The 14,155-nt window shown below is 73.7% G+C and carries 13 protein-coding genes and 1 other RNA gene; 6 read left to right on the forward strand and 8 right to left on the reverse strand.

Features of this window, described 5'->3' with window-relative positions; genetic code table 11:
- Positions 1-5: 5 nt before the first annotated feature.
- The 3 genes from ACFV4N_RS02765 to ACFV4N_RS02775 all read right to left on the reverse strand — a co-directional run bounded on the left by ACFV4N_RS02765 (position 6) and on the right by ACFV4N_RS02775 (position 3,303).
- On the reverse strand, positions 6-1,256 hold the full coding sequence (locus ACFV4N_RS02765) for an MFS transporter (protein ID WP_499670768.1): 1,251 nt from the start codon (positions 1,254-1,256) through the stop codon (positions 6-8).
- Positions 1,257-1,397: 141 nt separating this feature from the next.
- Complete coding sequence (locus tag ACFV4N_RS02770) at positions 1,398-2,210, reverse strand: GNAT family N-acetyltransferase (protein ID WP_499670769.1); 813 nt, start codon at positions 2,208-2,210, stop codon at positions 1,398-1,400.
- A complete protein-coding gene (locus ACFV4N_RS02775) occupies positions 2,203-3,303 on the reverse strand; it encodes a glycosyltransferase (RefSeq protein WP_499670770.1) in 1,101 nt (366 codons plus the stop codon). Before ACFV4N_RS02775 ends, ACFV4N_RS02770 begins: the two co-directional genes overlap by 8 nt.
- 26 nt (positions 3,304-3,329) lie before the next feature.
- On the opposite strand from ACFV4N_RS02775, the gene ACFV4N_RS02780 reads away from it, so the two are divergent.
- From ACFV4N_RS02780 to ACFV4N_RS02795, 4 genes are read left to right on the forward strand one after another with little or no spacing between them, the layout of a single operon-like run.
- Entirely contained in the window at positions 3,330-5,831 is a 2,502-nt protein-coding gene (locus tag ACFV4N_RS02780; RefSeq protein WP_499670771.1) for an ATP-dependent RNA helicase, read from the forward strand.
- 53 nt (positions 5,832-5,884) lie between these two features.
- Positions 5,885-6,310 carry a hypothetical protein gene (locus tag ACFV4N_RS02785; RefSeq protein ID WP_499670772.1) on the forward strand — a complete coding sequence of 142 codons (426 nt, stop codon included), beginning with the start codon at positions 5,885-5,887 and terminating at the stop codon, positions 6,308-6,310.
- The gene (locus tag ACFV4N_RS02790) at positions 6,307-6,954 is read left to right on the forward strand and encodes an alpha/beta fold hydrolase (RefSeq protein ID WP_499670773.1); all 648 of its coding nucleotides are present in this window, start codon (positions 6,307-6,309) and stop codon (positions 6,952-6,954) included. Before ACFV4N_RS02785 ends, ACFV4N_RS02790 begins: the two co-directional genes overlap by 4 nt.
- The gene (locus tag ACFV4N_RS02795) at positions 6,932-8,503 is read left to right on the forward strand and encodes a GMC oxidoreductase (protein WP_499670774.1); all 1,572 of its coding nucleotides are present in this window, start codon (positions 6,932-6,934) and stop codon (positions 8,501-8,503) included. Before ACFV4N_RS02790 ends, ACFV4N_RS02795 begins: the two co-directional genes overlap by 23 nt.
- A 45-nt stretch (positions 8,504-8,548) precedes the next feature.
- On the opposite strand, the gene ACFV4N_RS02800 is transcribed toward ACFV4N_RS02795, so the two are convergent.
- Positions 8,549-9,343 (reverse strand): SDR family NAD(P)-dependent oxidoreductase, encoded by a 795-nt coding sequence (locus ACFV4N_RS02800; RefSeq protein WP_499670775.1) that lies wholly within the window; start codon positions 9,341-9,343, stop codon positions 8,549-8,551.
- Positions 9,344-9,510: 167 nt separating this feature from the next.
- Positions 9,511-9,883, reverse strand: a transfer-messenger RNA (tmRNA) gene (gene ssrA / locus ACFV4N_RS02805).
- Positions 9,884-10,054: 171 nt separating this feature from the next.
- Between ssrA and ACFV4N_RS02810 the strand changes: the two genes are divergently transcribed.
- Together ACFV4N_RS02810 and ACFV4N_RS02815 are read left to right on the forward strand one after the other, a co-directional pair.
- Positions 10,055-11,305, forward strand: coding sequence for a sensor histidine kinase (locus ACFV4N_RS02810; protein ID WP_499670776.1), 1,251 nt, complete (start codon positions 10,055-10,057; stop codon positions 11,303-11,305).
- Positions 11,293-11,937 (forward strand): response regulator transcription factor, encoded by a 645-nt coding sequence (locus tag ACFV4N_RS02815; protein WP_499670777.1) that lies wholly within the window; start codon positions 11,293-11,295, stop codon positions 11,935-11,937. Before ACFV4N_RS02810 ends, ACFV4N_RS02815 begins: the two co-directional genes overlap by 13 nt.
- Before the next feature lie 31 nt (positions 11,938-11,968).
- Here the strand turns inward: ACFV4N_RS02815 and smpB are convergent, their stop codons facing one another.
- Genes smpB through ftsE form a run of 3 tightly spaced genes read right to left on the reverse strand, consistent with a single transcriptional unit; the run spans position 11,969 to position 14,108 of the window.
- Positions 11,969-12,445, reverse strand: coding sequence for an SsrA-binding protein SmpB (smpB, locus tag ACFV4N_RS02820; RefSeq protein ID WP_499670778.1), 477 nt, complete (start codon positions 12,443-12,445; stop codon positions 11,969-11,971).
- 30 nt (positions 12,446-12,475) lie between these two features.
- Entirely contained in the window at positions 12,476-13,378 is a 903-nt protein-coding gene (ftsX, locus tag ACFV4N_RS02825) for a permease-like cell division protein FtsX (RefSeq protein ID WP_499670779.1), read from the reverse strand.
- Positions 13,379-13,418: 40 nt separating this feature from the next.
- Positions 13,419-14,108 carry a cell division ATP-binding protein FtsE gene (gene ftsE / locus ACFV4N_RS02830; protein WP_344042577.1) on the reverse strand — a complete coding sequence of 230 codons (690 nt, stop codon included), beginning with the start codon at positions 14,106-14,108 and terminating at the stop codon, positions 13,419-13,421.
- Positions 14,109-14,155 lie beyond the last annotated feature (47 nt).

Consider the following 14,155-nt stretch of genomic DNA (forward strand, 5'->3'; position numbering starts at 1 on the left):
AGTGCTCATGCCTCCGGCTGACGCGGGCGACCGGCCAGGCGCTCGCCGGTGGGCACCTCGGGCCCCTCGTCGAGCCGCCCGCACTCACCGGCCACCGTGGTCGCGACGTGCGCCTCCGCCTTCTTCGGCAAGGTCTCGGGCGCGGCGAACCAGAACACCAGCGAGAGGGCGAGCATCGCACCCGTCAGGGTGAACGCGGCCTGGTAGGAGAAGGCGTCGACGAGCACGCCGGCGAGCAGCGGGCCGACGATCGCGCCGAGGTCGGCGGCCATCTGGAACGCGGCGAGCACCGGTCCGCCCTTGGCCTTCTCGCCGATGACGTCGGCCACCACGGCGTTCTGCGGCGGGTTGAGCAGCCCGGCGCCGGCGCCGGCGACCAGCGAGGCGACCATGAACACGGTCACGTTGGGGCTCAGGCCCAGGCCGACGGTGCCGATCGCGGACACCACGAGCCCGGCGATGGCCACGGGCTTGCGCCCGGTGCTGTCGGACAGCTTGCCGGACACCATCAGCGTGGCGGCGTTGCCCGCGGCGAACACCGACAGGGAGATGCCGGCCACGGCGGGCGTGCTGCGCAGCGCCTCCACCACGAACAGCGGCACCAGCGACATCCGCACGCCGAACACCGCCCAGCCGTTGGTGAACCCGGAGGCCAGCGTGGCGCGGTAGGCGGGCAGCCGCGCGGCCGCGCGCACGGTCAGCGTCTCCTGGTCGGCGGACCGGTCCAGGGAGGCGAGGGTGGAGCGGCGCAGGAACCACCAGACGACGAAGGCGGCGACCACGAGCGCGGCGGCGTAGGCGACGAACGGGGCCTCGATCGAGATCTCGACCAGGGCGGCGCCGACGATGGGGCCGCCGATGTTGCCGAGCAGGAACCCGGTGGCCCACAGCCCGGACGCCCGGCCGCGCAGGGGCGCCGGCGTGATGCGGATCAGCAGGCCGACCGCGGCGACGGTGAACATGGTCGAGCCGACGCCCGCGAACGAGCGGAACACCAGCAGCTGCCAGTACGAGCCGACGAAGCCGCACGCGCCGGTGCCGAGGGCCACGATGAGGATGCCGACGATGTAGACGCGCGGCTCGCCGAACCGGTCGACCAGCCGGCCGCTCAGCGGCGCGAACACGAGCCTGACCAGGGCGAACGCGCTGATCACCACGGACACGGCGAACGTGCCGACGTCGAAGCTCTTGGCGAAGGCGGGCAGGACCGGCGCGACGATGCCGAACCCGAGGGCGATGATGAAGCTCGCCGCCACGAGGACCCACACCTCGCTCGGCAGCTTTACCTCGGCTTCCTTGGCACTCCCCCGCACAGCGCTCCCCCTCCGGTTCCCTCGGCAGGCCGAGTACGACGTCCTTTAGCCCTGCTAAGGATATGCGCTGCGGCAACTAAATACTCAATCGAGGAGCTCGTCCACCCTCCGCGCATAGGCGGTCACCGGGTAGCAGACCTCGAACCCGCACGCCTCCGCGAACCGCTCCCCCGCGCCGCCCTCGGCCACGTGGGCCGCCACCAGCAGCGATCCCGCGTCCCGCAGCTCTGCCACCGCGGTCGCGACCAGCGCGCCACCGAGCCCGCGCCGCCGCCGGGCCGGCCGCACCACCACGTGCTCGACCAGGCCGACCCCCCGCTCGCCGAACCCGGAGGCGAACCCGCCGAGCCGGTCGCCGTCGTCGACCACCACGAACAGGCAGCGCGGGTCGTCCAGCCGCTGCCCGAGGTGCCGCAGCAGCCTCGGCCCGTCCACGCCCAGGTCGTCGGCCAGCAGCTCGGTGATGCCGGGCAGGTCCACGTCCCGCGCGGGCCGCACCGAGGGCGACCGGGTCGTCGGGCCCCGGTGCACGACGGCCAGCGCCTCCTCCACCGCGTGCCACCCGGTGTCGTCGGCGATGCCCTCGATCTCGGCCACGGTGGTCGGCGACGCGTAGAGCACCGCCTCGGCCCGGCCCACGTCGGCGAAGGTCCGCTCCAACCGCATCAGCGTGCCCGCGACCTCGGCCGACGACCCGTACACCGCGCACGCGTGGTTGCCGCCGGGCAGCGGGTCGTCCCGGTTCACCACGACCTGGGCCGCGCCCACCCGGCCGACCTTGCCGTACCGCACCGCGCCGGAGGCGAGCCGGGCGGCCTCCACCAGCCCGGCCAGCTCGCGGGCCCGGTACGGGTCCAGCAGCTCCGGGTCGTCGGGGTCGCGCAGCGGGTCAACCACGCAGCTCCCGCCCCTTCCACCGGGCGGTGCCGCGCAGCGCGTGCCACGCCGCCTCCAGCGACAGCACGCCGAACACCACCGGGGCCACCGGCCCGAGCACCGCCGCGACCCGCGGCTGCCCGGTGCGGCGCAGGAACGCGTACAGCGCCAGCGACTGCGCCAGCCACGTCACCAGGCCCGCCCTGGACCCGCGCAGGGTCGCCACCAGCGGCACCGCGCCGTACGCGACGTGCGCCACGCCCATCGCGGCCAGCCCGAGGAACGCGGTGGCCGGGCCCTTCGAGTAGACGTCGGTGCCGGCGACCATGCTCTTGCGCATCGACCTCCACGTGTCGCCGAACGAGTCCAGGCCCGAGGTGGTCAGCGAGTCGGCGCCGTCGGCGTACCGGGTGCGGCCGCCGGCGTCGCGGACCAGGGTGGCGAAGCCCACGTCGTCCGCGCGGGACCCGGCGATCGCGGCCCAGCCGCCCGCCCGCTCGCAGGCCTCGCGCCGCACCAGGACGCAGTGGCCCACGGCCAGCGCCATGCCGCGCCGCCCGTCGACCGTGGTCGTCTCGAACAACAGCTGGTTGGTGGGCGGCAGCAACAGCCACCAGCCGGGGCCGGGCCGGGTGCCGCGGCCGGAGGTGGACACCAGGTCGACGTCCCAGCGGCGGGCGCCCGCGAGCAGCCTGCCGACCAGGTCCGGCGCGGCCTCGGTGTCGGCGTCCACGTACAGCAGCCAGTCGGTGTCGACGTCGGCGCTGCCCAGGTGCAGCGCGTGCACCTTGCCCGCCCACCCGGACGGCGGGCCGGAGCCGGTGACCAGCCGCACGCGCGGGTCCTCGGCCGCGTGCCGCCGCACGACCTCGGCGGTGCGGTCGGTCGAGGCGTCGTCGACCACGACGATCCGCAGGTCCGGGTAGTCCTGCGCCCGCAGCCCGGCGAGGCAGCGGTCGATGGTCCGCTCCTCGTCCCGGGCGGGCACGACGACCGTCACCGGGCCGTCGTGGACCCCCTCGCGGGGCAGCCGCTCGACCTCGCGCCACACCTTCACCGTCACCGCCGCGCGCGCCAAGGTCAGCGCGGCCCCGAGGACTCCCCATTTCCCCATGGGTCCACATTGGCACACTCGGTCCCGTGGAGCTGCCCGACCTGCCCATCCGCCCGCTGCTCGGGGACATCGCCGGCGCGCTGGCCGACCACGGCTCGCTGGTGCTGGTCGCGCCGCCCGGCACGGGCAAGACGACGCTGGTGCCGCTCGCCCTGGAGGGCCGCGTGGTGGTCGCCGAGCCCCGCCGGCTGGCCGCCCGCGCCGCCGCCGCGCGGATGGCGAGCCTGCTGGGCGAGCCGGTCGGGCGGACCGTCGGCTACTCGGTGCGCGGCGACCGCCGGACCTCGAAGGACACGCGGGTCGAGGTGGTGACCTCGGGTCTGCTGGTGCGGCGGCTCCAGCACGACCCGGAGCTGGCGGGCGTGGGCACGGTGCTGCTGGACGAGTGCCACGAGCGGCACCTGGACGCGGACCTGCTGCTGGCGCTGCTGCTCGACGCGCGGGCCGGGCTGCGGCCCGACCTGAGGCTGCTGGCGACCTCGGCCACGGTCGCCGCCGACCGGCTCGCGGAGCTGCTGGGCGACGCGCCCGTGCTGCGGGTGGGGGCGCGGACGTTCCCGGTGGACCTGGCCCACGTGCCGCCCGCGCGCGGCGAGCGCGTCGAGGCGACCGCGGCCCGCGCGATCCACCGGGCGCTGTCCGAAGTGGACGGCGGCGTGCTGGCGTTCCTGCCCGGCGTGGCGGAGATCCGGCGGTGCGCGGCGCTGCTGGGCGACGACGTGGACGTGCTCCCGCTGCACGGCAGGCTGGCCGCGTCCGCCCAGGACGCGGCGCTGCGCCCCGGCGCCCGCCGCCGCGTGGTGCTGGCCACCGCGATCGCCGAGTCGAGCCTGACCGTGCCGGGGGTGCGGGCGGTGGTGGACTCGGGGCTGGCGCGGGTGCCGCGGGTGGACCACCGGCGCGGCCTGGCGGGCCTGGCCACGGTGCGGGTCAGCGCGGCGGTGGCCGACCAGCGGGCGGGCCGGGCGGGTCGCGAGGCGCCGGGCCGGGTCTACCGCTGCTGGCCCGCGCACGAGCACGGCACCCTGCCCCGCTACCCGGAACCCGAGATCCGCACCGCCGACCTGACCCGGTTGGCGCTGGAGCTGGCGTGCTGGGGCGTGCCCGACGGGGAGGGCCTGGGCTGGTGGGACGCACCGCCGCCGGGCGCGCTGGACGCGGGCCGGTCGGTGCTGCGGGCCCTGGGCGCGCTGGACGGGCGGGGCGCGACGGACCGGGGCAGGCGGATGGCCGACCTTGGCCTGCACCCGCGGCTGGCGCGGGCGCTGCTGGACGGCGCGGAGGCCGTGGGCGCGCGCACGGCGGCGCGGGTGGTGGCGCTGCTGGACGACGACCGCGCGTCGTCCGGGGTGGAGCTGGACGTGCGCGACGCCGACCCGCGCGAGGTGCGCAGACTGGCCGCGCTGGTGGGCGGCGACGACCGGGCGCCGGACCCGGCCGGTGGCACGAGCGGCGACCACCCCGACCGCACCGCACCCGCGCACAGGGGCACGAGCGGCACGAGCACCGCACCCGCGCGCGGCGGCGCCCGGACCTCCCACGGCGGCACCTCGGCCGGCCACCGCGCCGCACCCGCGCGCGGAACCGACCGGTCCCCCCACGGCGGCGACCCGGCGCTCGTCGTGGCCCTGGCGCACCCCGAGCGGTTGGCGCGCAGGCGCGCCCCCGGCTCGCCGGTCTACCTGATGGCCGGCGGCACCGCGGTGGAGCTGCCGCCGGGCAGCGGCCTGGCCGACGCCGAGTGGCTGGCCGTCGCGGTGGCCGACCGGGAGCCCGGCCGCGCGCACGGGCGGGTCCGGCTGGCCGCGCGCGCCGACGAGGAGCTGGCCCTGGCCGCCGCGCCCGCCCTGGTCGTCGAGGAGGACGACGTGCGGTGGGACGGCGACGTGGTGGCGAACCGGGTGCGCAGGCTGGGCGCGATCCCGCTGTCCACCAAGCCGCTGCGCGACCCCGGCGCGGCGCGGCGGGCGCTGCTGGAGGGCCTGCGCGCCGAGGGCGTCGGCCTGCTGCGCTGGGACGCGGACGGCGTGCGCACGCGCGAGCGGATGGCGTTCCTGCACCGCGTGCTGGGCGACCCGTGGCCCGCGGTGGACGACGAGGCGCTGCTGGGGGTCGTGGACCTCGGTGACGCGCGCCGGAAGTCGGACCTCCAGCGGATCAGCGGCGAGCAGGTGGTGCGGCGGCTGCTGCCGTGGCCCGCGGCGGCGCGCTTCGACGAGCTGGCGCCCGACCGGCTGGAGGTGCCGTCCGGCTCGCGGGTCCGCGTCGACTACTCGGGGCCCGAGCCGGTGCTGCCGGTGAAGGTGCAGGAGGTGTTCGGCTGGACCGACACGCCGCGCCTGGCCGGCGGCCGGGTGCCGGTGGTGCTGCACCTGCTGTCCCCGGCCGGGCGGCCGACCGCGGTGACCGGCGACCTCGCGTCCTTCTGGCGGACCGGATACCCGCGGGTCAGGGCCGAGCTGCGGGGCCGGTACCCGAAGCACCGGTGGCCGGAGGACCCGATGACCGCCCCGCCCGCCCGCCGCTGACCACTTGACGGCAGGCGTCAAGTACTTGACGATGGTCGTCAAGGAGGTGCGCCGTGCTCGCCGACCAGATCGCCACCGTCATCCGAACCCGGCTGCTGGACCCGCTGGAGATCCTCTTCGACGACGTCGGCGACCTGCCCGACCGCGTCGACGCGGTGGCCGAGCGGATGGCCGCGACCCTCCTGGGCGAGGACGAGGTGGACGCCCGGTACGCCATCGCGCGGCTCGTCGGCGCGCTCTACCCCGGCGACGCGCCGTTCGACCCGCCCGCCGACTGGTGGCGGACCCCGCTCGGGCGGGTCGTCGCCCGGCGGATGGGTCACCCGGCGGCGCAAGCGGTCTCGTACTCGGTGGCCGGCGCGATGCTCGGCGTCACCAAGCAGGGCGTCCACGACCTGGTGCGACGCGGCAAGTTGACCAAGGACCCGGACGGCGGCGGCGTGACCGTCGCCTCGGTGATGGCGAGGTTGAACGCATGAGGGTGTTAGCGCTGCACGGTGCGGGTGGATCGCCCGCGGACTGGGCGCCGGTGGTCGAGGCGATGACGGGCCGGCACGAGGTCGTGCCCCTGGAGCTGCGCGGCCCGTGGGACTGGGAGTCGGTGCTCGACCGGATCGAGCCGCACGCGGCGGACAACCCGGCCGTGGTCGGCATGTCGATGGGCGGCATGGTCGCCGCGCTGTGGGGGCGGCGGCACCCCGAGTGCCCGGCGGTGATCGACATCGACGGGCACGGCGTGCCGACGCAGGTCCGGCGCTACCTCGACCCGGCGCCGCTGGCGGAGATCGACGAGCTGCGCGAGGCGTTCCGCGCCTACGGGGAGCCGGAGCTGCAGGAGGCCCTGGAGGGGCTGGACTGCTTCGAGGTGTTCCGGGAGGTCCGCTGCCCGGTGCTGCTCGCCGTGGCGACGCGGCCGATGGCAGGTCAGGCGCTGTTCGAGCCGTACCGGCGGGGGCTCGAACGCGACCTCGCGACGCTGCCGGACAACGTCGAGGTGGTGCGCCTGGACGCCACGCACGCCGTCGCGTTCGAGCAGCCGGGGCTGGTGGCCGACTTGATCGAGAGGTACCTCGACGGCCGCCGGCTTAGCCTCCCGGAACATGAAGGATCTTTCCCGTCGTAGCTTCTTCGGTTTAACCGCGCTCACCACCGCCGCCCTGACCACCGGCCGCGCCGCCGCGTCCGACGGCCACGTCCCCGCGATCGTCGTCGGCAGCGGGTACGGCGCGGCCGTCTCGGCGTTGCGGCTGGGCGAGGCGGGCGTCCGCACCCTGGTGCTGGAGATGGGCCAGGCGTGGACGACGCCCGGCCCGGACGGCGACGTCCACTGCGACATGATCAACCCGGACCGGCGCTCGATGTGGTTCAAGGACCGCACCGAGGCGCCGGTCAACGGCATCCTCTTCCTCGACCTGGCCAACCGGCCGATCCCGCGCTGGGCGGGCGTCCTGGACCGGGTGAACTTCCCCGACATGGGCGTCTACGTCGGCCGGGGCGTCGGCGGCGGCTCCCTGGTCAACGGCGGCATGGCCGTGGTCCCCGACCGGGCGTACTTCGAGCAGGTGCTGCCCGGCGTGGACGCCGCGGAGATGTACGGGCGGTGGTTCCCGCTGGCCCAGCGGATGCTGCGGGTCAACGCCATCCCCGGCGCGTACTTCGAGGGCAGCGAGTACTACCGGTACGCCAGGCTGTCGCGGACCCTCGCCGGCCGCGCCGGGTACGGCACCAGGTTCCTGCCGAACGTCTACTCGTTCGACTACATGGCCCGCGAGGAGCGCGGCGAGGTGCCCAGGTCCGCGCTGGCCACCGAGGTGCTCTACGGCAACAACCACGGCAAGTTCTCCCTGGACAAGGGGTACCTGGCGCAGGCGACGGCCACCGGCAACGTCACCATCGCGCCGCTGCACCGGGTGACGCGGATCCAGCCCACCGCCACCGGGTACGCGCTGGCGGTCCGCCAGATCACCCCCGACGGCGAACTGGTCGCCGAGAAGCACCTGACGTGCGACCACCTGTTCCTGGGCGCGGGCAGCCTCGGGTCGACGGAGCTGCTGCTGCGCGCCCGCGAGACCGGCGACCTGCCGGACCTCAGCGACGAGGTCGGCGAGGGCTGGGGGCCCAACGGCAACGTGATGGCCGCCCGCAACAACCACCTGCTGCACCCGACCGGCTTCAAGCAGTCGTCCATCCCCGTGCTCGCGATCGAGGACCCCGCGCGCGACGTGATCGCCGAGATCGCCCCCGTGCCCGCGGGCGTCGAGACCTACGTGAGCCTGTACCTGGCCATCACCAAGAACCCCAACCGGGGCCGCTTCACGTTCAACCACGCGCTGGACCGCGCCGAGCTGCAGTGGACCGCCGCGCAGGCCGAACCCTCCGTGGCCGCCGCGCGCGGGCTGCTCGACGACATCAACGACGCCAACGGCACGACCTACCGCTACGACGTGTTCGCCAACAACCAGCCGTTCGCCGCCGACTTCTGCTACCACCCGCTGGGCGGCGCGGTGCTGGGCCGGGCGACCGACGCGTTCGGCCGCGTCCACGGCTACCGCCGGCTGTACGTCACCGACGGCGCCCTGGTGCCCGGCTCGCTGGGCGTGAACCCGTTCGTCACCATCACGGCCCTGGCCGAGCGCAACATCGCCCGGGTCCTCGCCGAGGACCTGGTCTGACACCTGGCGCTCCCGGGGCCCGCGCGGGCCCCGGGAACCCGCCGGTCAGAGCACCGAGCGCACCACACCGCCCTCGGCCCGCACGGCCGCGCCGTTGGTGATCGCCGCCAACGGGCTGGCCAGGAAGAGGACCAGGTTGGCGACCTCGTCGGGCGTGGCGAACCGCTGGATCAGCGACGTGGGGCGGTTGTCCTGGAAGAACTGGGCCTCGAGCTGGTCGCGGGACAGCCCGCTCCGGGCCGACGCGCCGTCCAGCATCTCGGCGACGCCCTCGGTGACGGTCGGTCCGGGCAGCACCGTGTTGACCGTGACGGCGGTGCCCTTGGTCAGCTCCGCCAGCCCGCGCGCCAACGCCAGCGTCGCGGTCTTGGTGACCGAGTAGTGGAGCATCTCCACGGCCATGTCGACGGCGGCGTCGCTGCTGATGAAGATGACGCGCCCCCGGTTCCGCGAGATCATCCGGTCCAGGTGGTGCCGGGACAGCCGCACCCCGCTCAGGACGTTGGTCTGGAAGTACCGCAGCCACTCCTCGTCGGAGATCTCCCGGAACGGCCGCAGCTCGAACGAGGACACGTTGTTGACCAGCACGTCGACGTCCGGCACGGCCTCGATGACGGCGTCGGAGCCCTCCGCCGTGCCGACGTCCGCGACGACCTCGACCACCTCGGCCCCGGGCACCGCGGCGACCAGCCGCTCGGCGGCCCGGGCGAGCCGCTCCCCGTCCCGGCCGTTGAGGACGACCTTCGCCCCCTCGCGCGCGAAGCCCTCGGCGATCGCGTACCCGATGCCCGCCGAGGAACCCGTGACCAACGCGGTCCTGCCCTGCAGTCGGAGGTCCACCGCACCATCCCCCTGAAGATCCACTCGAAATCCGATGCCCGGACCCTAGGGCCGGGTGGGCGGTCGGTGGCCGCACGGGACTTCGGCATGTGCCCACGGGGGTTCGGCACCGGGGGTGGAGGAACGGGAGCGGCCCCCTCCCGCGAGGAAGGGGGCCGCTCCGCTACCGGTGGAGGTGCCGGGAATCGAACCCGGGTCCTCTGCCGCCTCATCAAGGCTTCTCCGTGCGCAGTCCGCTAAGCCTCTACTCGACCCCGACGATCACGCGGACAAGTCGCCGTGACGGGCCCAGCCACTGTGGGTGTCCCGACCGTTCCCCGTGGCCGGGGACGGCGGTGAGCCTCCTAGCTGATGCCGGCGACCGGAGCGGAGGCTCCTCCGGGCCGACAGCGTCGCTCCTAGCCTCAGGCGGCGAGGGCGAACGCGCGCTGGTCGTTAGACTCGGCGCTTATTGGTTTGCGATGACGCTTGCGGTGGTCTCTCGCCTGCACCGGCACGCTTCCCTTGAATCAACGCACAAAGTCGAAACCGTTCACCCCCTGGTCTTGGGTCTGCGCACATCATAACGCCCCGCCGCCCGCCGTTCATTCCCATTACCGCCCACGAGGCGGTAGGGCTGTCCCCACCTGCTGTTGTCCGGCGCACCTGATGGCCCGATGTCACCCGGTCCGGCGATGCTGGTCGGGTACATCGGCGGTGAAAGTGGGGAACATGACGACGCGGACCGACCCGGACGTGGTCCGGACCAGCGGTTACCTCCTGCTCAACCTGGCGACCGGCCTGTTCTGGTTCTGCCTGCTGGTCCCGCTGGCCGCGATCAGCGTCAGCACGCTGCTGATCTGGGTCGGCCTGCCGCTGGGCGTGCTGACCCTCGTCCTGGCGCGCACGGCGGCGTCCGGCGAGCGGGCGCTGCTGCGCGCCGCCCTGGGGGTGGACATCCCCAACCCGCACCGCCCGCTGCCCGCCACCGGCCTCCTGGACCGCGCCAAGTCGATCACCAAGGACCCGGCGACGTGGCGCGACCTCGGCTACTGGCTGCTCATGCTGCCGCTGGGCGTGGCCGAGTTCACGATCACCCTGGTCCTGTGGACCTCGGTCGCGGCCATGGTCCTGCTGCCCTTCTACCAGCACTGGCTGTCCGCCACCTGGGAGGTGCTGCTGCCCTGGGGCGACGTCTGGGCGATCGACACCTTCGCCAAGGCCATCCCGGTCAGCGTGCTCGGCGTGCTGGCCGCCCTGGTCGCCGCCCGCCTGGTCAAGCTCATGGGCAAGGGCCACGCCGCGCTCGCCAAGGCGGTGCTCGGCCCGACGCGGACGAGCCTGCTGTCGGCCGAGGCCGAGCGGCTGTCCGCCAGCCGGGCCCGGGGCGTGGAGGCGGCCGAGGCCGAGCGCAGGCGCATCGAGCGCGACCTGCACGACGGCGCGCAGCAGCGGCTGGTGGCGGTCGCCATGGGCCTGGGCCGGGCGCGCGGCAAGCTGGACACCGACCCCGAGTCGGCCCGCGAGCTGATCGCCGAGGCCCACGCCGACGCCAAGCTGGCCATCTCCGAGCTGCGCGACCTGGCCCGCGGCATCTACCCGTCGGTGCTGGGCGACCGGGGCCTGGACGCGGCGCTGTCGTCGCTGGCCGCCCGGTGCCCGGTCCCGGTCACGGTCGAGGTGGACGTCGAGCCGCGCCCGCCGACGGCCGTGGAGAGCACCGCCTACTTCACCGTCGCCGAGGCGCTGACGAACCTCGCCAAGCACTCCGGGGCGACCGCGGCGCACGTGAGCGTGACCCGCACGGAGAACTCCGTGGTCGTGGAGGTCGTGGACGACGGGCGCGGCGGCGCGGAGGCCCGTCCGGGGGGTGGGCTCGCGGGCCTGGCGGACCGGGCTGCGACGATCGACGGCGTGGTGGTCGTGCTGAGCCCCGTCGGTGGGCCGACTGTGATCCGGGCGGAGTTGCCGTGCGCGTGGTGATCGCCGAGGACTCGGTGCTGCTCAGGGTGGGCGTGCAGCGCCTGCTGGCCGACGAGGGCATCGAGACCGTCGCGGCCGTGGAGGACGGCGACGCGCTGCTCGCCGCGATCGAGGAGCACCGGCCCGACCTGGCCGTGGTGGACGTGCGGATGCCCCCGACGTTCACCGACGAGGGCCTGCGGGCGGCCATCGAGGCGCGCAAGCGGGTGCCGGACCTGCCGGTGCTGGTGCTCTCGCAGTACGTGGAGGAGCGGTACGCCGTCGAGCTGCTCGCGGGCGGCTCGACCGGCGTCGGCTACCTGCTCAAGGAGCGGGTGGCCGACGTGGCCGAGTTCGTGGCCGCGGTGCGCCGGGTCGCCGCCGGCGGCACCAGCATCGACCACGAGGTCATGATGCAGCTGATGGTGCGGGCCAGGCGCAACCCGGTCGACGCGCTCACCCAGCGCGAGCGGGAGGTGCTGGGCCTGATGGCGCAGGGCCTGTCCAACAGCGCCATCGCCGCGTCGCTGGTCGTGTCGGACGGCGCGGTCGAGAAGCACGTGGGCAACATCTTCGCCAAGCTCGGCCTGGAGCCCGGCGCCTCCGAGCACCGCCGGGTCCGGGCCGTGCTGGCCTACCTCAACCTGGCGTAACCGCTCCGCCGCGGACCGTGAGGGGCCGGTTTCAGTACCGGCCCTTCAACGCCCGCCCGTGCGCCCGCTGGATCTCCCGCTGCGCGTCCCGCTTGGCCAGGTCCTGGCGCTTGTCGTAGGACTTCTTGCCGCGCGCGAGCGCCAGCTCGACCTTGACGTACCCGTCCTTGAAGTACATCTGGAGCGGGACCAGCGACAGGCCGCTCTCCTTGGTCTTGCCGATCAGCCGCTCGATCTCGCTCTTGTGCAGCAGCAGCTTCCGCTTGCGCCGCACCTCGTGGTTGGTCCAGGTGCCCGCCACGTACTCGGGGATGTGCAGCGCGTGCAGCCAGATCTCGCCGTCGTCGACCTGGCCGAAGGCGTCCACAAGGGACGCCCTGCCCATCCGCAGGCTCTTCACCTCGGTGCCCACCAGCACGATGCCCGCTTCGTAGGTGTCGAGGATGGTGTAGTCGTGCCGAGCCTTGCGGTTCGACGCGATCACCTTCTGACCGCGCTCCTTGACCATGACCGCAACCTTACGTGACTGCGCCAGCGGTTATAGGCGCACGTAGAGGCGGAGCGTGACGTACCCGGTCAACGCCGAGATCAGGATCGCCACACCCACCAGGACGGGTGACAGGAAGAGGATCTCGACCATGCTCACCTCGGGGATGATGTTGGACGAGAACAGCTCGCCCAGCACCCGGTTGAGCAGGAACACCTTGGTCACCACGAGCAGGCCGATCGCCGCGATGGCGCCGATCACGCCGGCGACCACCGCCTCGATGAGGAACGGCAGCTGCGTGTACCAGCGGGTCGCGCCCACCAGCCGCATGATGCCGACCTCCGTGCGCCTGGTGAACGCCGACACCTGGATGGTGTTCGAGATCAGCAGCAGGGCCGCGGCGGCCTGGAGCAGCGCCAGGGCCAGGGCGGCGTCGCGCACGCCGTTGAGGAAGCCGAACAGCCGGTCGAGGTCCTGGCTCTGGTCGTCGACGTTCTTCACGCCCGCCTTGCCGCTGAACTCCTGCACGATCACGTCGGACCGCTCGGGGTCCTCCAGCTTGACCCGGAACATGGCCGGGATGGCCTCCGGCCGGGCCAGCTTCACCAGCTCGGGCTGGGCCTCGAAGATCTTCTGGAACCGCTCGTAGCCCTTCTCGCGGTTCTCGAAGACGACCGTGTCGACCCCCGACATGGTCTCCAGGTCGGTGCGCAGGCCCCGGCACGGCTCCTGCGTGCAGTCCTTGTCGTTCGAGCTGATGTCGTTGGTCAGCATGACGGCCACTTCGAGCTGGCCCAGGTAGTCGTCCTGCATCTTGCCGACCATGTTGACGACCAGCAGGCCGACGCCGAACAGGAAGAGCGAGATCGCGGTCGTCAGCACCATCGCGATGGTCATCGTGACGTTCCGGCGAAGGCCGGTGACGACCTCGCTGAACACGAAGCTGGTACGCATCGGGGGAGCGTTCCTCAGGGTCGGGGTTCGGAGGGGGTGTTCAGCGGCCCACGCCGTAAACGCCCCGCGCGTCGTCGCGGATGATGCGGCCGTTGTCCAGTTCGACCACGCGGCGGCGCATCGAGTCGACGATCGAGTGGTCGTGGGTGGCCATCAGCACCGTCGTGCCGGTGCGGTTGATCCGCTCCAGCAGCAGCATGATGTCCTGGCTCGTGTCGGGGTCCAGGTTCCCCGTCGGCTCGTCGGCGAGCAGCACCAGGGGCCGGTTGACGAACGCGCGGGCGATGGCCACCCGCTGCTGCTCGCCACCCGACAGCTCGTGCGGCATCCGGTCGGCCTTGCCGTCCAGGCCGACCAGCTGGAGCACCTCGGGCACCACCTTGACGATGGTGTTGCGCGGCTTGCCGATGACCTCCAGCGCGAACGCGACGTTCTCCGCGACGGTCTTGGCGGTCAGCAGCCGGAAGTCCTGGAACACGCAGCCGATCGACTGGCGCAGGCGGGGGACGCGGCGCCGGGACATCTTGGCGACGTCGAAGTTCGACACGTACACGCGGCCCTTGCTGGGCACCTCTTCGCGCAGCAGCAGGCGCAGGAACGTGGACTTGCCGGACCCGGACGGCCCGATGAGGAACACGAACTCACCCTTGGCGATCTCGACGGAGACGTTGTCGAGCGCGGGGCGCGAGGAGGTCTTGTAGACCTTGGACACGTGTTCGAGGCGAATCACGAGGCGCGAGTCTACTCACCGGCGGGGTAAAGCCCCCGTCTCGCCCA

Origin of the sequence: Actinosynnema sp. NPDC059797 (assembly GCF_042732085.1) — a bacterium.
Classification (GTDB): domain Bacteria; phylum Actinomycetota; class Actinomycetes; order Mycobacteriales; family Pseudonocardiaceae; genus Actinosynnema.